General features: G+C 48.9%; 16 protein-coding genes, 4 tRNA genes and 1 pseudogene. 8 read left to right on the forward strand and 13 right to left on the reverse strand.

Annotated features, from left to right (window positions below; translation table 11 throughout):
• Nucleotides 1-8 precede the first annotated feature (8 nt).
• Nucleotides 9-494 (forward strand): FKBP-type peptidyl-prolyl cis-trans isomerase, encoded by a 486-nt coding sequence (locus C2M34_RS08705; RefSeq protein ID WP_105200759.1) that lies wholly within the window; start codon nucleotides 9-11, stop codon nucleotides 492-494.
• 46 nt (nucleotides 495-540) lie between these two features.
• Here the strand turns inward: C2M34_RS08705 and C2M34_RS08710 are convergent, their stop codons facing one another.
• The 5 genes and pseudogenes from C2M34_RS08710 to C2M34_RS08730 form a co-directional block, all read right to left on the reverse strand.
• Nucleotides 541-1,026 carry a hypothetical protein gene (locus tag C2M34_RS08710; protein ID WP_105258557.1) on the reverse strand — a complete coding sequence of 162 codons (486 nt, stop codon included), beginning with the start codon at nucleotides 1,024-1,026 and terminating at the stop codon, nucleotides 541-543.
• Between the two features lie 15 nt (nucleotides 1,027-1,041).
• Complete coding sequence (locus C2M34_RS08715) at nucleotides 1,042-1,869, reverse strand: DUF481 domain-containing protein (protein ID WP_105200760.1); 828 nt, start codon at nucleotides 1,867-1,869, stop codon at nucleotides 1,042-1,044.
• A 9-nt stretch (nucleotides 1,870-1,878) separates the two neighbouring features.
• Nucleotides 1,879-2,193 carry an HI1450 family dsDNA-mimic protein gene (locus C2M34_RS08720; protein ID WP_105200761.1) on the reverse strand — a complete coding sequence of 105 codons (315 nt, stop codon included), beginning with the start codon at nucleotides 2,191-2,193 and terminating at the stop codon, nucleotides 1,879-1,881.
• A 105-nt stretch (nucleotides 2,194-2,298) separates the two neighbouring features.
• Nucleotides 2,299-5,426, reverse strand: a pseudogene (locus C2M34_RS08725) (efflux RND transporter permease subunit).
• Between the two features lie 11 nt (nucleotides 5,427-5,437).
• The gene (locus C2M34_RS08730; RefSeq protein WP_105200762.1) at nucleotides 5,438-6,625 is read right to left on the reverse strand and encodes an efflux RND transporter periplasmic adaptor subunit; all 1,188 of its coding nucleotides are present in this window, start codon (nucleotides 6,623-6,625) and stop codon (nucleotides 5,438-5,440) included.
• 260 nt (nucleotides 6,626-6,885) lie between these two features.
• Between C2M34_RS08730 and C2M34_RS08735 the strand changes: the two genes are divergently transcribed.
• The 4 genes from C2M34_RS08735 (at nucleotide 6,886) to C2M34_RS08750 (ending at nucleotide 10,289) form a co-directional block, all read left to right on the forward strand.
• Nucleotides 6,886-7,677, forward strand: a complete 792-nt coding sequence (locus tag C2M34_RS08735) for a crotonase/enoyl-CoA hydratase family protein (protein ID WP_105258558.1) — start codon at nucleotides 6,886-6,888, stop codon at nucleotides 7,675-7,677.
• The gene (locus tag C2M34_RS08740) at nucleotides 7,649-8,038 is read left to right on the forward strand and encodes a CidA/LrgA family protein (protein ID WP_105200764.1); all 390 of its coding nucleotides are present in this window, start codon (nucleotides 7,649-7,651) and stop codon (nucleotides 8,036-8,038) included. Before C2M34_RS08735 ends, C2M34_RS08740 begins: the two co-directional genes overlap by 29 nt.
• Nucleotides 8,035-8,721, forward strand: a complete 687-nt coding sequence (locus tag C2M34_RS08745) for an LrgB family protein (protein ID WP_105258559.1) — start codon at nucleotides 8,035-8,037, stop codon at nucleotides 8,719-8,721. Before C2M34_RS08740 ends, C2M34_RS08745 begins: the two co-directional genes overlap by 4 nt.
• A 215-nt stretch (nucleotides 8,722-8,936) precedes the next feature.
• Nucleotides 8,937-10,289 (forward strand): M28 family metallopeptidase, encoded by a 1,353-nt coding sequence (locus C2M34_RS08750; protein WP_105258560.1) that lies wholly within the window; start codon nucleotides 8,937-8,939, stop codon nucleotides 10,287-10,289.
• A gap of 157 nt (nucleotides 10,290-10,446) precedes the next feature.
• Here C2M34_RS08750 and C2M34_RS08755 read toward each other — a convergent pair.
• The 6 genes from C2M34_RS08755 to mutY all read right to left on the reverse strand — a co-directional run bounded on the left by C2M34_RS08755 (nucleotide 10,447) and on the right by mutY (nucleotide 12,465).
• Nucleotides 10,447-10,522: transfer RNA gene (locus C2M34_RS08755), tRNA-Phe, on the reverse strand.
• Between the two features lie 36 nt (nucleotides 10,523-10,558).
• A tRNA-Phe gene (locus tag C2M34_RS08760) sits at nucleotides 10,559-10,634 on the reverse strand.
• Between the two features lie 133 nt (nucleotides 10,635-10,767).
• A tRNA-Thr gene (locus tag C2M34_RS08765) sits at nucleotides 10,768-10,843 on the reverse strand.
• Nucleotides 10,844-10,889: 46 nt separating this feature from the next.
• Nucleotides 10,890-10,965 (reverse strand) — tRNA-Phe (locus C2M34_RS08770).
• A 117-nt stretch (nucleotides 10,966-11,082) separates the two neighbouring features.
• Nucleotides 11,083-11,355 (reverse strand): oxidative damage protection protein, encoded by a 273-nt coding sequence (locus tag C2M34_RS08775; RefSeq protein WP_105200767.1) that lies wholly within the window; start codon nucleotides 11,353-11,355, stop codon nucleotides 11,083-11,085.
• A 42-nt stretch (nucleotides 11,356-11,397) separates the two neighbouring features.
• Entirely contained in the window at nucleotides 11,398-12,465 is a 1,068-nt protein-coding gene (gene mutY / locus C2M34_RS08780; protein ID WP_105258601.1) for an A/G-specific adenine glycosylase, read from the reverse strand.
• A 150-nt stretch (nucleotides 12,466-12,615) separates the two neighbouring features.
• Here mutY and trmB point away from each other — a divergent pair, with 150 nt between their 5' ends.
• The gene (gene trmB, locus C2M34_RS08785; protein ID WP_105213718.1) at nucleotides 12,616-13,341 is read left to right on the forward strand and encodes a tRNA (guanosine(46)-N7)-methyltransferase TrmB; all 726 of its coding nucleotides are present in this window, start codon (nucleotides 12,616-12,618) and stop codon (nucleotides 13,339-13,341) included.
• Between the two features lies 1 nt (nucleotide 13,342).
• A complete protein-coding gene (locus C2M34_RS08790) occupies nucleotides 13,343-14,389 on the forward strand; it encodes a methyltransferase (protein WP_105200769.1) in 1,047 nt (348 codons plus the stop codon).
• Here the strand turns inward: C2M34_RS08790 and C2M34_RS08795 are convergent.
• Nucleotides 14,386-14,847: a DUF3293 domain-containing protein gene (locus C2M34_RS08795; RefSeq protein ID WP_105200770.1), complete on the reverse strand. Its 462-nt coding sequence runs from the start codon at nucleotides 14,845-14,847 to the stop codon at nucleotides 14,386-14,388. The two genes, C2M34_RS08790 and C2M34_RS08795, sit on opposite strands and share 4 nt — an antisense overlap.
• A gap of 538 nt (nucleotides 14,848-15,385) precedes the next feature.
• On the opposite strand from C2M34_RS08795, the gene arcA reads away from it, so the two are divergent.
• Nucleotides 15,386-16,102, forward strand: coding sequence for a two-component system response regulator ArcA (gene arcA, locus C2M34_RS08800; protein ID WP_105200771.1), 717 nt, complete (start codon nucleotides 15,386-15,388; stop codon nucleotides 16,100-16,102).
• Here the strand turns inward: arcA and arcB are convergent.
• Nucleotides 16,099-18,435 (reverse strand): aerobic respiration two-component sensor histidine kinase ArcB, encoded by a 2,337-nt coding sequence (gene arcB / locus C2M34_RS08805; protein WP_105258561.1) that lies wholly within the window; start codon nucleotides 18,433-18,435, stop codon nucleotides 16,099-16,101. The two genes, arcA and arcB, sit on opposite strands and share 4 nt — an antisense overlap.
• Nucleotides 18,436-18,461: the final 26 nt, after the last annotated feature.

Raw genomic sequence — 18,461 nt, forward strand, 5'->3', positions numbered from 1 at the left:
AATACATTATGAATATAGCTGACAACAAAGTCGTTACTATGCACTACAGTGTGGTCGACAAAGCGGACAACACCATAGACAACACCTTTGATGGCGAGCCACTGGTATTTATCGTAGGTACCGGCTTTTTGATCCCTGGCCTGGAGCAAGCGCTTCAAGGTAAACAGGCTGGCGACACCTTTAGCGTCGAAGTTGAGCCAAAAGACGGCTACGGTGAACGTCATGAGCAACTAATGCAGGCGGTACCTAAGGCCATGTTCGAAGGCATGGATATTGAGGTTGGCATGCAGTTTCGTGCCACCACGGATGACGGCGAGCAAACCGTGATCATCGTTGATATTCAGGGTGAAGATGTGATTGTCGACGGTAACCACCCGCTAGCCGGTATTGCGTTGAAGTTCGACGTCGAAGTAGTTGATGTACGCGATGCGACCGCCGAAGAATTGGCCCATGGTCATGCCCATGGTGCTGGCGGCTGCGGCCACGATCACTAAGAAAGCCTTTTTTGTAAGCGAAAAAGGACGCTGATGCGTCCTTTTTTTATGCTTCTTGGCTAGGCGACTGCTTCGTCGAAGGCTCCGGCGAAGGCTCCGGCAAATACCCAGACAAATGCTTGTTGATGGCTTCGGCCAGGTGCTCGGCCTCATTGCTGCCAACCCGATAAAAGGTCCCGTCCTCTAACTCAATAGCCACAGCGGCAAAGCCATTGGCACTGTAGACCCAGCCATCATGGGTAATGCGAATACCGATACCATGACGAAACGAGTTACTGACTACGGCCACGGATTTAATTTCACTAAAGGCCAAACGCTTTTTGCCAACTCCCGGACCAAAAAACCATTCCACCCCTTGTTCATCCACTCGTACCGTCAGGCCATGAAATAAAAAGGCACAGACTGCCAGTATTGCCGCAAACATGAGCATGGGGCCATCGCTGCCCATTAGGTAGAACGCCATACCGACAAAGGTGCCGATCCACAAGATTAGGGCCAAAATAGCCCAGGCATATTGTTTATGCTGATACATAGAAATTAAACTCTTTTAGTCAAAACTGTAGACAAAGGTGGCGCTTAGCTCGGAGTCATAGGTGTGTTTTAACGTCTCTGGCTTGGAGTTATAGCGATACAAGTAGGCAAACTTTAGCGAAAGCTGACCCATAATCTGGCTAATTAAGGAGGTTTCCGACTTTAACCGTGAGTTTAACCCAGACAGGGATTGCTCGGCACTTATAAACTGATTAAAGCGGGTGCGTTTCGACACCTTACGCTCCCACTGCAGGGCAAGGCGCAACAGATAGCCGGTCACATCGCCATCGTTTTGCTCAGCCTCTTCCTCGCCTTCGGCCTCATCAAGGTCAACCTTAGACACATAAAGTCCGGGACCTATATCAAAATCCACGGTATTTTTTACGCCGCGATACAGACGATTGCCGTACCCGGTTGCCACCGTAGCCTTAAAATCCAGGCCAGAGAATTCATCATCTTCATAATCGCCGTACAAAAATAAAGAGGCGTCTTCACTGCCCACCTTATAGTTGGATTGCCCGGAGACAAAAAAGCGCTGTGCTGAGATGGTTTCTTCACCGGTTTCGCTGTCGACATCGCGACGATAAAGGGAGTCGAATTTAAACTGGTTTCGCCAATGGGTGAAGTCCTGATAGACGTTGGCACGCAGTTTAAAACTGGTTGAGTCTGTGTTGCCCCTGGTGACGATAAAGCCAAACTCGGCATCGCCGTAGAACATTTCGCCCTGATGTATTTCATGGATTTCGGCATCCGTTAATTGTCCGTATTCGTGAAAGTCTTCAAACGGATCCACCGCCCAACAACTCAAACTAAAACAACCAAGGAGGACTACCAAAAACCGCATACTAACTACTTACTCTTTCCAAATAACGTGACAAAAAGGGGCATCCTGATCTCGGCTGATCAACACCCGGGCAAAAACGATATCTTCATTTTCCAGCTCCAGACCTATGGTCACTTCACTGTAAAATTCTGGCTCGATTTCCATTGCCACTATGCTCTGCCAGTCCGCGCTTGGTTCACTTTCTTCAATAAAACCCAGCTCTTCTCTGTGAGCATTAAAGTCATCAATATCCTGTTCGCTCAAATGTTCTGGAGCGAGCTCTAAAAACACTTCATACGCGTGGTGAGTGATCTCTTCGGCGCTAAATAATCTGGGTCCGGACATGCTGGCTTCTTTATTTACTCTTGTTTGTGCCGATAATAACAAAAGTTATGGGCAATGTGCATAGGACCAATAAAAAGCCGGGAAATTCCCGGCTTGTTGATATTTTTATTCTTGGGGGTTCGGGTCTATGCCGAGCTTACGCTTAACCCCCTCACGCATATTCTGCACATAGGTGTAGAAGAGCGGAACCAATAAGGTACCCAGTACGGTCGCCGCTATCATCCCTGACATAACAGTGACACCCAGAGACACCCGACTGGCGGCACCAGCACCGGTCGCCAATACCAAAGGCAGCACCCCGAGCACAAACGACAAGGCGGTCATAAGTACGGCGCGAAAACGCTGCTCGGCGGCAATTTTCGCGGCTTCGAAAATAGTCTTACCGGCGGCTCTTTGCTCCATGGCAAACTCAACGATCAGAATCGCGGTTTTGGTCGACATACCTATCAATAGTACAAAGCCTACCTGAGCATAAATATTATTGGTCATGCCGAGCATATAGAGGGTGCTCATGGAACCGAAAATCGCCAGCGGGACCGCGGCAATAACCGAAAAGGGTATGGTCCAGCTTTCATATTGGGCCACCAGGAACAAGAACACGAACAGCACGGCCAAAGCAAACAAGACACCGGCCAAATCCCCGGCCATTATCTCCTGACGAGTCTGCCCCGCCCAGTCGAACACATAACCGTCAGGCAACTCGGCAGAGAGTTCCTGCATCACCTTAATGGCATCACCGGTGGAATAACCAGGAGCGGCGTTACCTGTGACGCTCACGCTGCGATACAGATTAAAGTGATTCATGCTGGTTGGGCCAAGTATAGGTCGCAAGGTGGCAACCGTGGTCAGCGGCACCATATCCCTTGGTTATTACGCACATAGTAGTACTGCAAGTCCTCTGGCTTGGCGCGATACTCGGCCTCAGCCTGGATATTCACCTGATAGGTACGACCAAATTGGTTAAAGTCATTGATATACAAGGAGCCCAGCTGAGCCTGCAAGGTAAGGAAGATATTACCTAAAGTGATCCCTTGCGCCTTGGCCTTGTTACGGTCTACCTCCAGGAAGTATTGCGGCGAATTGGCGCGGAAGGTACTGAATACGCTTTGCAGCTCAGGGCGTGAATTAGCCTCGTAAATCAAGCCATTCATCACCCCGGCCAGCTCGGCCGCGTCACGCCCTTCGGAGTCAAGCAGGCGATATTCAAAGCCGGAGCTGGCGCCCAGGCCCGGGATAGGTGGCACGTTAAAGACCATGGCCTGAGCATCGGGCAGCGCCCATAATTGCCCCTGCAAACGGCTAATAACCTGGTTGATTGATAATTCTGCTGTGGTGCGCTCTTCCCAGTCTTTAAGCACCACAATGCCCAGAGCGTTGTTAGAGCCGGCACCACCCAAGAGTGAGAAGCCCGATACGCCAACAAAGTCTGCGGTCGCCGGATCTTGCGCTATGATGTCACCTATTTTTTGCACCACGGCATCGGTACGCCCTAAGGCCGCCGCATCCGGAAGCTGGATATCGACAAATACGAAACCCTGATCTTCCGGTGGCACAAAACCGGTAGGCACGTTTTTCGCCAACCAGCCGGTGGCCACAAACAGCACTACAACGATAATACCGATACGACCGGCACGCTTAAGTAAAAAGCCGATAATCCCCGTATAGCCCTTGGTCGAGCTGGTGATCACGTTTTCAAATGGACGCAACCATTTAATCGGTTTCATTTTCTCGGCACTAAGCAACAAGGTACAAAGGGCCGGGCTCAGGGTCAGCGCGTTTACCGATGAAATCAGTACCGCAAAGGAGATGGTCACAGAAAACTGCTTATATAGCTCACCCGTGATCCCCGGCATAAAGCCGACAGGCACAAACACCGCCAGCAATACTAAGGTGGTGGCGATAATGGGCCCACCCACCTGAGACATGGCCTTAAAAACCGCATCCTTAATCGGAAGCTTTTCTTCTCGTAAAATACGCTCAACGTTTTCGATAACGATAATGGCGTCATCCACCACTATACCTATGGCCAGTACCAAACCAAACAGGGTGATCAGGTTAATGGAAAAACCCATGGCCAACATGGCGGCAAAGGTGCCGATCAGTGAAACCGGAATAGCCAGGGTGGGGACCAGGGTTGCGCGCCAATTTTGCAAGAATAAGAAGACCACTAAGATCACCAGGCCTACCGCCTGGAACAGAGTCACTTTAACTTCTTCTATAGAGCGGTTGATAAACTTGGTGGTGTCATAAGGGATTTTATATTCAAGCCCGTCGGGGAACTGCTTTGACAGCTCCTCCATCCGCGCTTTAACCTTTTCGGCAACCTCAGTCGCATTGGCGTCGCTAAGCTGATAGATAACGATAAAGCCGGTGTCTTGCTGATTCAACTTGGCCGTACCGGCATAGCTCTTGGCGCCACGCTCAACGCGGGCAATATCCTTTAAGCGAACAAAATCGCCATCTAGGTTGGAGCGAATAATGGTTTCACCGAATTCCTGCGGCGTTATAAAGCGCCCCTGTGCTTGAATAGCATATTCAAATTGCTGATTCGGAAGCGCCGGGGAAGCACCGAGTTTACCGGCGGCCACCAAGGTATTTTGTTCTTCCAGGGCGGTTTTCACTTCTACAACCGTCACCCCAAGAGAGGCCATTTTATCCGGCCTTAACCAGACCCGCATGGAGTAAGTCAAATCACCCATGACACTAGCCTCTGCCACGCCTGGAATACGACTGAGCGGCTCGGTCAGATAGTTAGTGGCATAGTTACTTAAGAAGCTGGAGTCCATATCCGGATTGTCTGAGTACAGACTCACACCCATCAACATGTTGCTCGACATTTTTTTCACCGACACGCCCTGGCGGCGTACTTCTTGCGGCAAGAAAGGTTCGGCTAGGGAGACCCGGTTTTGCACATTCACCTGAGCCATATCGGTATCCGTACCCACCTCAAAATACACGGTTATGGTGGCCGAGCCATTATTGCTGGAGGTGGACTCGATATACATCATGCCTTCAACGCCATTGATCTTTTCTTCAATGGGCCGGATCACGGTTTCTTCTATGGTTTGGGCGCTGGCACCGGCGTAAAAAGCCGACACCTGAACCTGGGGCGGGGTAATTTGCGGGTACATGTTGACCGGCAATTGGGTCATGGCAATAAGCCCGGCTAAGGTGATCACAATGGAGATCACCAAAGCCAATTTCGGTCTATAAATAAACGTCTTACTGATCATTGGAGACTCTCTTATTGTTTGTCGCTAAGGGTACCGGTTTTTTTGTCTATCTGCTTTGGCACCGGCTGCACGCTAATACCTGAGCGCACCTTTTGTAAGCCTTCAACTATCACTCGCTCGCCTTGCTCAAGGCCCGAGTCAACAACCCACATGGCATCGATGCGACGGCCCAATTTCACCAATCGCTGCGCCACCGTATTATCTTCTTTAACCACCAGCACAAAGTTACCCTGCTGATTCACCTGCACCGCCGCTTGCGGCACCAGGGCCTGCTTTTGCTTCTCTTTACTTTCTACAATCAGGGTCACAAACAACCCAGGCATCACTATGCCGTCCGGGTTATCAAACTTGGCACGCAGTTCCACCGTGCCCGTGCTACGATCAATTTTGGTGTCGGCAAAGTCGAGCTCACCGTTTTGCGCAAAATCCGTATTGTTTGGTAAACGCAGGGCCAGATCTAATTGCACCTTACTGGGATCTGCGTTCTTTTGCTGTTGCTGCTGTTGATAGGTAATGTAATCCGCTTCCTCAACCTGGAAGTTAACGTAGATAGGGTCGATATCGGTCAACTCGGCTAACGAGCCGGAGTTAGGGCCAACGATATTACCAACATCGTAATTTACCTTACCTATCATGCCGCTAAAAGGCGCTTGAATTTCGGTATAGCCCAGGTTCAACCTCGCCTTTTCCAATCCGGCTTCACTGGCCTTAACGGCAGCAAGCGCCTGATTGTAGTTGGTTTCTAACTTGTCTAAGTCGGCGGCAGAGATAAAGCCATCGGAGGCAATTTCACGACCACGCTTAAGATCGCGCTCTGCCCTGTCGGCAATGGCCTTATTGCTGCGCAAGGTAGCCTCAAGTTCACTGACGCTGGCACGGTATTCGGAAGGATCAATCTTTAACAGCAACTGCCCTTTTTCAACTTGAGAACCCTCAATAAAGGTGCGTTCAATCAGCTCCCCAGACACCCGCGCCTGAATACTGGCTTCCTGAAATGCCTCGGTGCGAGCCACAAATTCACGATATTGACCAATTTCCTCTACTTGAACATCATAGACCGATACTGCGGGAGCAGGGGCGTTCTGATTGGCGACGGGTTTTTCTGAGCACCCTTGGACCAGTGTTAACGTAGCACCCGTAAGCGCCACGGCTAAGATCTTCTTTGTAAATGAACTTTTATTCGAAGGTACGCCGAGCATACTCCCTCTCCTTGATAGCTAATAATGATAAGCGCGCAATTAATCCCCGCGGAGATTACATCAAGTCGACCTCAATAGCGCTTCTCAGTTCTTTGAAAATATAGACTAATTTGTGACTTACTGTATTTATCCTTAGATTATATAAATACCATGTAAACAAACTTATTGTTGAATAAATTACATACTATCAATGAAGTTGCATAACAAAATGACAGGGCAAACCCTTTGCGTTACATTGCTAGTGGTCAGAGGAGATAATAATGATAACGCTCAGCTTTAAAGAACAAATAGCCCATGTCACCCTAGCACGGCCGCAAAAGCGTAATGCCTTGAATTATGAGATGTTTAAACAGCTTGATAAGGTCATAAAAACCATTAAAAAGCGTAAGGATATACGCGCTGTAATTCTGGATGCCCAAGGCCAGGATTTTTGTAGCGGCCTGGATGTTAAAGGTGTGATGGCCAAGCCGCGTCAGGTAGTGTCGCTACTGTTTAAATGGCTGCCGGGCAATCAGAACCTGGCGCAGCGCGTAACCTTAGGCTGGCAAGAATTAAATGTGCCTGTAATAGCCCTGACGCAAGGGCGCTGTTGGGGCGGCGGCATGCAAATCGCCCTTGGCGCAGACTTTCGCATTGCCAGTAAGGATGCCAGCTTTGCCATTATGGAGGCGCGCTGGGGCTTGTGTCCGGATATGGGCGCCAGCCTGATTATTCCAAGCCTGCTTAAAGCCGATGACTATCAACGCCTGGCGCTGACGGCACAGCCGATTGATGCAGTTCAGGCGCGCGAAATCGGGCTTATCTCTGCCATAGAGGAAAACCCCATGGCCGCGGCAGAGGTGCTGATCGCTGATATCATCGAACGCTCCCCTGATGCTATAGCCGCCATTAAGCGTCTGACCACCAGTGCTTACCGCCAAGGTCACAGGCGCCAATTAGCAAAAGAAACCTGGTCGCAGGTGCGCCTGCTTATGTGTAAAAATACCCGTATCGCAGTTAAAAACGCCAGCAGTGATAAACAATATGACTATCAACACCGCCGCTCTTGGTAAGCATGCCAAAACGGCTTTGCAGCTACTGAGAAGCTGGGCCATTTTAAGCGCCTTTCTCGTTGTTGCACATTTAGTGAGTGACCACTTGGCGCTCACCTTCCCGGCACCGCTCAGCGCCATGTTGGCGCTGTTTTTAACCCTGCAGCTTGGGCTAATAAAGTTGCACTGGTTGCTGCCGGGCACACAACCCTTGCTTAATTTTATGCCGCTGTTTTTCGTGCCCGCCGCCGCCAAGGTGGTAGAACATAGCCCGCTTATTAGCGAGCACTGGTTGGTGCTTTTGCTTTGTTTGTTTTTGGTACCGGCGCTGGGCTTAATCAGTATAGGCTTTTTAATGCAAAGGCTAAGGGGCACATCATGATGTGGCTGGCGCTACCTTTGACCATTATCGCTTTTCTATGTTTACGCCAGCTCCACGCTAAAGTGAACTCACCGCTGTTAAACCCTGTCTTATGGACCATAATTGCGTCCGTTTTATGCCTGCTGCTGTTTGACCTTGATCTGCCCGGCTACAGCCGCGCCACGTCTCCCTTTAATTACCTCTTGGAACTGGCCGTGGTAGCACTGGCGGTGCCCTTGTATAAACAAATACATCAGCTTAAAAAGCAATTGCTGCTGATCCTTATCGCCGTAGCCGTGGGTGTTATTATGGCAACCAGCAGTGCCTATGTTATTGCCACCTTACTTGATGCCCCACAGCAACTAAAGGCATCCTTAGCCAGCCTTTCGGTGACCACTCCCATCACCCTGTTAGTGACCGAGCAACTGGGCGGCATCGGCAGCATAGCCGCCTCCATGGTGATCCTTATTGGCGTAGTCGGCGCCATCGTCGGCTTTAGCCTGTTGCGCCTGTTTGGCATCAAGGAGCGCAGTGCCCAGGGCCTGGCCTTGGGCGGTGCCTGTCATGCCATAGGTACGGCAACCGCCATCGCAGATAACGAGTTAAGTGCTGCCTATGCCTCAGCAGCCATGGCATTAAGCGCCATACTCACACCGCTTTTGGTACCACTTTATTATCCCTGGCTGGTGCACTGGGTAGGATAAGCAACCGCACCCTTAGCTCTCACTCTTACCTTGCTTTCTCACTAGCAAGGTAAGTGCTTACTTACACCTGTGGCAAATATGCTTTACTATCCCCTCGGGCGATATCGACCACTGAGCTTTTTTCATTATTGCTTTTTTATTACACTGAAATCCGAGCAAGGAGTGCCTAGGCGTGCTGTGCTTGTTATTTTTACGTAATTTTATGGGAATCAAAAATGAAAACTAAGCTCCCGCTACTTAGTCTAATTGCCGCGGCAACACTAACCGCTTGTAGTTCAACCAATAATGCTCTGTATTTTGAACGAGCACAGCTGCAGCAGGATATCAGCTACCTGGCCAGCGACGACCTCAAAGGCCGCAAAAGCTTCTCTAAGGAAATTGACGTTGCCGCCGACTACATAGTCGAGCGTTTTACCAGCATAGGTTTGCAACCCATGCCGGGTACCCAAAGTTTTAAACAGCAATTCAATCTGCACTCCGTGATTCCCAAGTCCGTATCGGTCGCGCTAGATGGCCAGCTAATCGCAGCAGAACGAGTCGCTACTGTATCTCAGTCTGCCGGCTTTTCTTGGCAACAAACTCATGAGCTGATTATCACTCATATCTCCGCCGACGCTGATCTTCGTGAACAACTGCGCAAATTAAACCAACAAGGTGGTAATCACCTGGTTCTTATTGATAAAGCTCACGAAGAAGTCTTCAGCCGTTATCAGAACTATTTTAATAATGGCCTGACCAAGCTGGAGCTTAAAGACCAAGGTGCCATGGTCTTGGTGCTAGACCATCAGGGTGAAGTAAAAGATCTGGACGTTAAAGTAGTCAATGAGGTTAAGACGCAGCAACTAACCAATGTTGTTGGCGTGTTACCCGGTAAGCGCAAAGACACCGACATGGTACTTTTTAGCGCCCACTATGATCACCTGGGCGAAAGCAAAGGCGATCAACATGACCATCAGCAAGAAGAGAGCGAAGAGCAGGATACCATTTATAACGGTGCCAACGACAACGCCTCTGGCACCGGCGCCATGTTGAATCTGGCGCAGCATTATGCCCACCTTGGTGATAATGAGCGCACCCTGATGTTTGCCGCCTTCACCGCGGAAGAGATGGGTTTGATCGGCTCAAAACACTTTGCAAAGACGCAAAACCCGGATGCGATTGCCGCCATGATCAACATCGAAATGATCGGTAAACCCTCTCCATTTGGCAGCGGTAAGCTGTGGATGACGGGAGCTGACAAGTCTGACTTACAAACCCTGTTAAACCAAAGCCTGCCCGAAGAAAATCATATTCAGGCCAACCCCTATCCTAAGCTGAATTTATTTTACCGCTCCGATAATGCCTCATTAGCGGGCATGGGCGTACCCGCACATAGCTTTAGTTCAACGGATATGGCCAATAACAACCACTACCATACACCGAAAGACGAGCTGGCAAACTTGGATTTTGAATCTATTTATAAGTCGGTAACCCTATTGGCCATGGCAAGCGAGCCGCTGGTAAGCGCGAAAGCCACGCCCTCACGCGTAGCCCCGTTAAAGGATGACGCCGAAGGTAAAATTTACTGATCTTAATTAGCTAATTAGTTATAAGGCGGCCTAAGGGCCGCCTTTTTTATATCCGTAAGGTTATTTCAGGCAATAAAGAGCGTGAGATTGCGCCTGAGCCACTAAATTTCAGGCAATAAAAAACCCCGACCATTGCTGATCAGGGTTTTTTTATTAGTGGTGCCCAGAGGCGGAATCGAACCACCGACACGGGGATTTTCAATCCCCTGCTCTACCGACTGAGCTATCTGGGCAATAAAAATGGTGCTGTTTAGCACCACATTTAATAATGGTGCCCAGAGGCGGAATCGAACCACCGACACGGGGATTTTCAATCCCCTGCTCTACCGACTGAGCTATCTGGGCAAGAATTAGTTTCTTGTGCTCTAAATTCATCCATGAAGCGAGGTCCTGTCGTCATCCTGACTCCACCTCAACGAACTGCGAAGCTGTGCTTCGGTTTCGTTTCGCCCAACTGAGCTATCTGGGCAAATATAAATGGTGCCTGCTGCCGGAGTCGAACTGGCGACCTACTGATTACAAGTCAGTTGCTCTACCAACTGAGCTAAGCAGGCACACAAAAGTGTGCGTATTCTCGATTAAATCAAAAACACCAAATAATGGTGCCCAGAGGCGGAATCGAACCACCGACACGGGGATTTTCAATCCCCTGCTCTACCGACTGAGCTATCTGGGCGTGCGGCGTATTAAACGGTTTTTAGGGTATCAAGTCAACCATTTTTTAAAATAAACAATTCGTTTGCACACAATTCATGCAAACTGGGATTTTTTGCCGAAAATCCCAGCAAATCGCTTATTTTTCAGGAGGTCTGTAACCTTCGATTTCGACTTCTTTACCCTCGAAAAGGAAGCCCACCATCTGCTCCTCAAGGAAAGTACGATGCTCAGGCTCCATCATATTAAGGTGCTTCTCGTTAATCAGCATGGTTTGCTTTTGCTGCCACTGAGACCAGGCCTCTTTGGAAATATTATTAAAGATTTTCTCGCCCACTTCGCCCGGGTATAACTGATAATCCAGTCCTGGAGCTTCTTTTTGCAATTTTTGGCAAAATACTGTGCGTGCCATATTAATCCTCACCTACGCATCTGCTTATATTTGTATGTTAGTTTACCCTAATGCACTAGTGCTCGCATCTGCCAAGTGACGCTTTAGTTGCTTCAGCAACTTCTTGGTCGGGGCTGCGAGACCAACCTGAGGTTCATCCTCCAGGTCATAATCCAGAAGACCACCATCGGCCAGGGCTGCCGGTACCTTATCCAATTGCACTACCACGGGGTTAATATTCAGCTGAAAATGGGAAAATATATGGGTAAATGACTCAAGTTCATGGGCCCTGCCTTGCCACCCTTGCTGTGCCACATATTGCTGCGCCAGATCCTTATCGGCAAATTCCAAAAAGCAGTGCAGTCCGCCCCAAATCCCACTATTGGGCCTTTTCTCCATATAGGTCTGCCCATTGATAACGGGAATAAGCATGGTACAGCTCTTCTTCGGTACCTGTTTTTTCGGCTTAGAGTGAGGAAATTCACCTACCTTATTATGTGTAAACGCCAGGCAGCGGCTTTTAAGCGGGCAAGGTTCGCAATCAAACTTGCTGCGAGAGCAGAGACTTGAGCCCAAATCCATCATGGCCTGATTAAACTGAGTAACACCATCTTTAGGGGTCAGCTGTTCACTAAGCTGCCACAGCTGATTTTCAACCTTTTTAACCCCATACCAGCCCTCAACCATAAAGCAGCGAGCCAACACACGTTTAACGTTACCGTCCAAAATGGGATGATGCTCCCCGCGCGATAAGCTTAAAATGGCGCCGGCGGTGGAGCGACCAATACCTGGCAGTGCCATCACCTGCTCCAGGGTTTTAGGAAACTCACCCTTATGCTCGGCACAAATCAGCTTAGCGGTTTTATGCAGATTACGGGCTCGGGCGTAATAACCCAGCCCGGTCCAATGATGCAGCACCTCGTCCTCATCGGCCGCAGCCAGCTGCTCTATTGTGGCAAAGCGTGCCATAAAGCGATTAAAGTAGGGGATCACTGTGGCTACCTGGGTTTGTTGTAGCATGATCTCCGAAACCCAAACCTTATAAGGCGTTTTTGCTAATTGCCAAGGTAAGGTTTTACGCCCACATAAGTCGTACCAATCGACAATCTGCTCGGCGAACCAGGTTCGCATTTCTTGAGATAATTCCACTACATTACTCTTTGCTTTTTTAAATTGCGCCCAGTCTATAATTGTGTCGATAAATATCAATAGCCACCGACTTGTACTTAAGCACGCAAGTGGGGATAATACGCACCCATTTTCATTAGGACTGTCACTATCATGAGTGAATCAACACAACAGGCTCTTGCGCAAGCCGAGCGCGAAGGCAAATACATTCGCAAGGTGCGCAGCTTTGTAAAACGTGAAGGCCGCTTAACCAAAGGTCAGGCAGCATCATTAGAAAAGTGTTGGCCAAGCATGGGCCTAGAGCATAAAAACGGCCTACTTGATTTCACCAAGGTATTTGGCAACGACAACCCAGTTGTGCTGGAAATCGGTTTTGGCATGGGTAAATCATTGGTCGAAATGGCCAAGAACGACCCAAACAGCAACTTTATCGGCATTGAAGTACACCGCCCTGGCGTGGGTGCTTGTTTAATGGATGCCGATGCCCAGGAAGTTACTAACCTGCGCGTATTCGAACACGATGCCGTAGAAGTGCTGGCAGATTGTATCGCCGACGGTTCACTAGCCAAGGTACAGCTGTTCTTCCCAGATCCTTGGCATAAAAAGCGCCACCATAAGCGTCGCATAGTACAGCCTGAGTTTGTCGAGAGCCTACGCAGCAAATTAAAAATCGGTGGTGTTTTCCATATGGCCACCGACTGGGAAAATTACGCCGAGCACATGCTTGAAGTAATGCAGGCAAGTGAAAACTACGCTAACCAGTCACCTACCAATGACTATATGCCGCGCCCAGATTCCCGTCCCCTTACCAAGTTTGAACAACGCGGTCACCGTCTTGGTCACGGAGTATGGGATCTTATGTTCGAGCGCGTGAAATAAGATGCAGTTGAGTAATCCATCGCAGCTGTTGCTGCGCAGTGATGAGCTATTGAGCGCCGACTCAATTCTAGTGGTTAACTTTAACTGCGATGGTTTCGCTCACCAATTGCGAGCCCTGAACCCGCACGCAAATATTTGCCTGTTTAGTTACAATTTTGCCGACGGCCAGTTTGCAAAAAACCAACTAAGCGGCGCCAATGTCACTACTTTAGTGTCTCATCAGTTGCCGGAGCAAAAGTTTGATCTGGTGATCTACTACTACCCTAAGGCCAAGGCCGAAGCCCTGATGACACTAGATAATATTCGTGCCAGCATCAATGCTGATGCCAGACTTTTAGTCGTAGGCGAGAAAAAAGGTGGCGTTAAGTCTATCGAGAAACAGCTCAAAGATCTGGCTCAAGGTCATAAGCTTGACTCGGCCAAGCATTGCCAGTTGTATCAATACACGGATATCGCTCTGTTAACCGAGTTTGATATTAGCCGTTACCATAAAACCTTTACGCTAACCCGAGATATCGCCGGGCAAAGCATAGAGTGCAAGGTCGTCAGCCTGCCTGGGGTGTTTAACCATGGGCAATTGGACGACGGCACCGCCCTGCTGCTAGATAGCCTACCCGCTTATCCAAAAGCCAAAAGCTTACTGGACTTTGGCTGCGGCGCCGGCATTATTGCCAGCTTCTGTGCCAAGCGAAACCCTAAGGTCAAGGTTACCGGGCTCGACGTTAACGCCCTGGCTGGCTATGCCACGGCGCAAACCTTTGCCGCTAATGATGTAGATGGTGCAGTGTTACTGAGTGACGGCTTAAGTGAAGTGGATAAGCGCTTTGATCTGATCATTAGCAACCCACCGTTCCATACCGGCTTAAAAACCGATTATAAGATCACCGAACGCTTCTTTGCCGCCGCCAAGGATCATTTAAACCGAGGTGGCGAGCTAACCCTGGTGGCCAATAGTTTCCTGGCTTACCCAGAGCAACTGCAAACGCACTTTAAGCATCATGGTACCTTGGCAAAAACCAAACGTTTTGCCGTGTATCAAAACCGCTAAAGTACTTGCGCCCTGTTTAGCCGCGGCAAACCAGGGCGTTTTCGTATTCTACTTGCTAGCGTACAACCTAACTTAAGCTCCCGGCCATCCGCCAACAATAAATACAACACTCCTCGACGCACTAGATACACACCATTTTGCTGAAAGCGCCGCAAATAACCCCACCCCAATTTGGGATTGCAGCGTACAAATACACTGGCCTCACGATATTGCATGCGCTTGTCGCCACCAAAGCCCAGGCTATAACCATGATGCCTAACAGCATCAATCAACAAACCCAGTTGATGACGGTTTTTACGTATTCCTACTTGCCGCCCATAGGGATTACAGGCGGTAATTACACAGCCACTTGTCGCTTTGGGCAAGCGCTGGGCAAAAACAAAATAGGCCTGCGTATAAGCATCAAGGTAGACATCAAGTGATGCCGGAGCTATGTCTTTAACACCTGTTTTGAACATAAGGGTACTTCTCTCCTCACTCATTCTCTTGCTTACAACTTAATCATCTTATTGATAATGATCACACGGGGGCAGCATGGGTGTTTTTTTGTTTAACTAAACGCAACAAAAGTCGAAAAATACGTAAAAAAGCGTTATCAAACGTAAAAAAACACCTAAAAGTATAAAAACGAAGGAACTTTTTCACATAACAGCCATCCCATGCTTTGAAGGTAAAAAAGAGAATGATATACTATCTCCTTGGCTCAAAATTCACCCTTGAATTTATTATCTATTAAAGGTCGATTTTGAGTTTTTCACTCATACCAAAGCCTTAGCTTGGTGAATAATGAGTGAGCAAATTCGATTGTATGTCAACAACGAAGGTCGGCTGAAAAATTAGTGTAAATATTCAGCTAGAATCTTGAGTACGTCTAAATTTTATCCAAATTGTTTTTACTTGTTAACATTTAGATATACTCCTATAATCGCAAGTATTCGGAAAGTTCCTATTTTCCGTCTTTATGTAAATATTTTATTCCGAAAAGGTTAATAAACAATGCAAACGCCAGTCATTCTGATCGTTGAGGATGAAGATGTTACTCGTCTAAACCTCGTTAGCTTATTTGAAGCTGAAGGCTACAAAGTGATTGAAGCCATTGATGGTGATGATATGCATGACAAACTCACCACCAATGACGATATTAACCTGGTTGTTATGGATATCAACTTACCAGGTAAAAACGGCCTGATCCTCGCGCGCGAGTTACGCCAGAAGCGTAATGTTGGCCTTATTTTCTTGACCGGTCGTGACAACGATGTCGACCGTATTCTAGGCTTAGAAATTGGCGCTGATGACTATATTACCAAGCCATTCAATCCTCGCGAGTTAACCATTCGCGCCCGTAACCTTATTTCTCGCACCGCGGCGAGCAAGGACGATCCGGCGCTAGATTCAGATGGCGTTGTAAACTTTAACGGTTGGGAGCTGGACGAAAACAGTCGCTGCCTTACTTCACCTGCAGGCGAATCTAAGCGCCTACCTAAGGGTGAATACCGTGCCCTACGTCTGATGCTTGATTCACCGGGTCGTATTTTTAGCCGTGAACAGTTAATTAAGCATATGACTGGCCGTGAATTACGTGCCAATGACCGTACCGTGGATGTAACCATTCGCCGAATTCGTAAGCACTTCGAAAGCGACAGCGGCACACCTGAGCTTATCAGCACGATTCATGGTGAAGGCTACCGCTTCATCGGCAAGATTGATAACTAATCATCTGCCAAACTAGATAAGAATGACTGAAGGGCCTCGAGCCCTTCTTTTATTTGCCCGTCTAACTCATCCAGCCAGCTTTGGCGCAACTCCAGCTCAACCTCAAGACACTGGTTTTCCATCTTCTTGGCCTGCAACTGCACCGCCTTTAGACCCACAGAGCCAGCCGCCCCCTTAATCTTATGGGCCACGGATTTATACTCTTCAACGTCGTCAGCCACGCTAACAAGCAGTTCTTGCTGATAGCCGGGAGCAAGCTTGGCAAACAGGGCAACACTGCGTGAAAACGCCGTAACTCCCATGGAGTCTATAAACTCACTGATAATTTCCTGGTCGAGCAAACGCTCATCAAGCTTAAGTGTTGGCGCTAGAGTTTGCTGATGCACCAAACGCTCAGCCGCTACCTGTTGCATGCATCCCTCGCCTATCCCAAACAGCTGTGAAAGCATATTGTCGAGCTTGGTGGTGTTGATGGGCTTGGCCAGTGCACCTTGTATATTAATGCCGCGCAGCTCTTCTTCGGCACTGCGCACATTGGCGGTGAGCACCACTATGGGAAGATGGTCGAACTCGCTTTGTTCGCGAATTTCCCTGGCCACCACATCGCCGTTGATATCAGGTAACTGCATATCCAGCAACACCAGGTCGAGATCATCCTCGGTTTCCACAAAGGCCAGCGCATCTTCACCGGTTTCCGCCCAGATCACCTCATGGCCGCGCTGCTCCAGCAGGTTAGTAGCGATTTCGGCGTTGAGCGGCACGTCTTCAACCAGCAGGATATTAAGGCTCTTACACTCATAGCTCTCGACTACCGGAGCAGAAGTCAATTGCAAAGGAATACTCACGGTAAAGCTGCTGCCCTCGCCTGGGCATGAGTTCACCTGAATATCACCACCCATGGCACTCACCAGAGCCTTGGTCACCGCCAGGCCAATCCCCGAACCTATGGCATTAGCGCCGCTGGCATCCGGAGCCTTGTAATACATATCAAAAATATGGCTAAGCTGGTCATCGGGAATGCCAATGCCTGAGTCGCGCACGGTCAGGATCAGGCTATGATTATCGCCCTGTTGCTGATGTTCACAGCTCAAAGCAACCCCGCCCTCGGAGGTAAACTTAACGGCGTTATTAATCAGGTTCCAAAGCACCTGGCGCAAACGCGTCGGGTCAATTTGCGCATATACATGGAGTTCACCCACGCGCTCTATATCGAATGACAGCTCTTTTTGCGCGGCAATTAAGGCACCAAAGTTAACCACATCATTGATAAAGTCGGCGACACTGACCGGCTCGGTCACTATATCCAGTTGCTCCCGGTCAATTTTATCCAGGTCAATAATATCGTTGAAAATATTGCCCAAAGTCTCGGCGCTGGAAAAGACCGTATTACACCAGCTGCGCTGTTGTTTACTAAGCTCGGTATCAAGCAGCATACGGGTTAAACCCACTATGCCATTGAGTGGAGTGCGTAGTTCATGGGACAAGGTAGCAATAAATTTACCCTTGTCCTTAAAGGCTGTTTCAAGGGCCTGCTCGGCTTCTTTACGACTGGTGATATCACGACCGAAAGCCAATAGGCCTATATATTCACCCTTATCATTGATAAACGGCAGCTTGCGCATCTCAAACCACCTTTGTTCGCCATCCACCGGATATTGCACATCCACGGTCACGGCCTCGTGCGAGGACTCGACCTGACGATCGGTTTTAAGCACCGCCGGTAATAATTGTGCCGGATAGATATCTTCGGCCTTCATGCCGATAAGCTGATCAGAACTACGGTCCATCACCTTTTCAAACATCTTGTTGCAGCCAGCAAACACACCTTGGCGGTCACGGTAATAGAAAAGGTCGGGAGAGGAGTCGACTATGGAGCGTAGCAACATGCCCTGCTGCGCCAACTCGACCTGGGTTTTCTTGCGCTCGGCAATTTCCCGACGCAGTTCATCGATTGCACGATATTTGGCATTAAGGGCCATTTTCCGCTCATCGATCTCTGTGTTCAGGAGGCGAATATTGTCTTTTAATGATTGGTTGAGCAGCTTTTCTTGCTTGGTCGCCGTCTCTAAGTATTTTTGCGAGTCTTGTAATTGCGTGATGGATTGCAGCACCACCATGATCACTAAGGGAGCTGCCACGGCGGTAAAAAATACCACGGCCAAAACATCCAGCAACATGATTTCGCCGGTAGCGACATAATAATACATGGCGCTGAAGATCAGTGCGGCAACAATGAACACGCCATAGACTATGGCGCCGGCATACCAAGTCCCGAAGCGTATAAGGAGATTTGTTAAAACACGAACCCAGGGGCTCAGGGAAGAGTCAATCATAAAAAAAGGGGTTTTGCTACAAACCC

Source organism: Pseudoalteromonas sp. T1lg88, assembly GCF_002964765.1.
Taxonomy (GTDB): Bacteria; Pseudomonadota; Gammaproteobacteria; order Enterobacterales; family Alteromonadaceae; genus Pseudoalteromonas.

Coding starts and splice junctions, on each gene's coding strand:
- trmB (WP_105213718.1), top strand. CDS start 12,616: ATGAGTGAATCAACACAACAGGCTCTTGCGCAAGCCGAGCGCGAAGGC.
- C2M34_RS08720 (WP_105200761.1), bottom strand. CDS start 2,193: ATGTCCGGACCCAGATTATTTAGCGCCGAAGAGATCACTCACCACGCG.
- C2M34_RS08715 (WP_105200760.1), bottom strand. CDS start 1,869: ATGCGGTTTTTGGTAGTCCTCCTTGGTTGTTTTAGTTTGAGTTGTTGG.
- C2M34_RS08705 (WP_105200759.1), top strand. CDS start 9: ATGAATATAGCTGACAACAAAGTCGTTACTATGCACTACAGTGTGGTC.
- mutY (WP_105258601.1), bottom strand. CDS start 12,465: ATGCGAACCTGGTTCGCCGAGCAGATTGTCGATTGGTACGACTTATGT.
- arcB (WP_105258561.1), bottom strand. CDS start 18,435: ATGATTGACTCTTCCCTGAGCCCCTGGGTTCGTGTTTTAACAAATCTC.
- C2M34_RS08710 (WP_105258557.1), bottom strand. CDS start 1,026: ATGTATCAGCATAAACAATATGCCTGGGCTATTTTGGCCCTAATCTTG.
- C2M34_RS08775 (WP_105200767.1), bottom strand. CDS start 11,355: ATGGCACGCACAGTATTTTGCCAAAAATTGCAAAAAGAAGCTCCAGGA.
- C2M34_RS08735 (WP_105258558.1), top strand. CDS start 6,886: ATGATAACGCTCAGCTTTAAAGAACAAATAGCCCATGTCACCCTAGCA.
- C2M34_RS08790 (WP_105200769.1), top strand. CDS start 13,343: ATGCAGTTGAGTAATCCATCGCAGCTGTTGCTGCGCAGTGATGAGCTA.
- C2M34_RS08750 (WP_105258560.1), top strand. CDS start 8,937: ATGAAAACTAAGCTCCCGCTACTTAGTCTAATTGCCGCGGCAACACTA.
- C2M34_RS08730 (WP_105200762.1), bottom strand. CDS start 6,625: ATGCTCGGCGTACCTTCGAATAAAAGTTCATTTACAAAGAAGATCTTA.
- arcA (WP_105200771.1), top strand. CDS start 15,386: ATGCAAACGCCAGTCATTCTGATCGTTGAGGATGAAGATGTTACTCGT.
- C2M34_RS08740 (WP_105200764.1), top strand. CDS start 7,649: ATGACTATCAACACCGCCGCTCTTGGTAAGCATGCCAAAACGGCTTTG.
- C2M34_RS08795 (WP_105200770.1), bottom strand. CDS start 14,847: ATGTTCAAAACAGGTGTTAAAGACATAGCTCCGGCATCACTTGATGTC.
- C2M34_RS08745 (WP_105258559.1), top strand. CDS start 8,035: ATGATGTGGCTGGCGCTACCTTTGACCATTATCGCTTTTCTATGTTTA.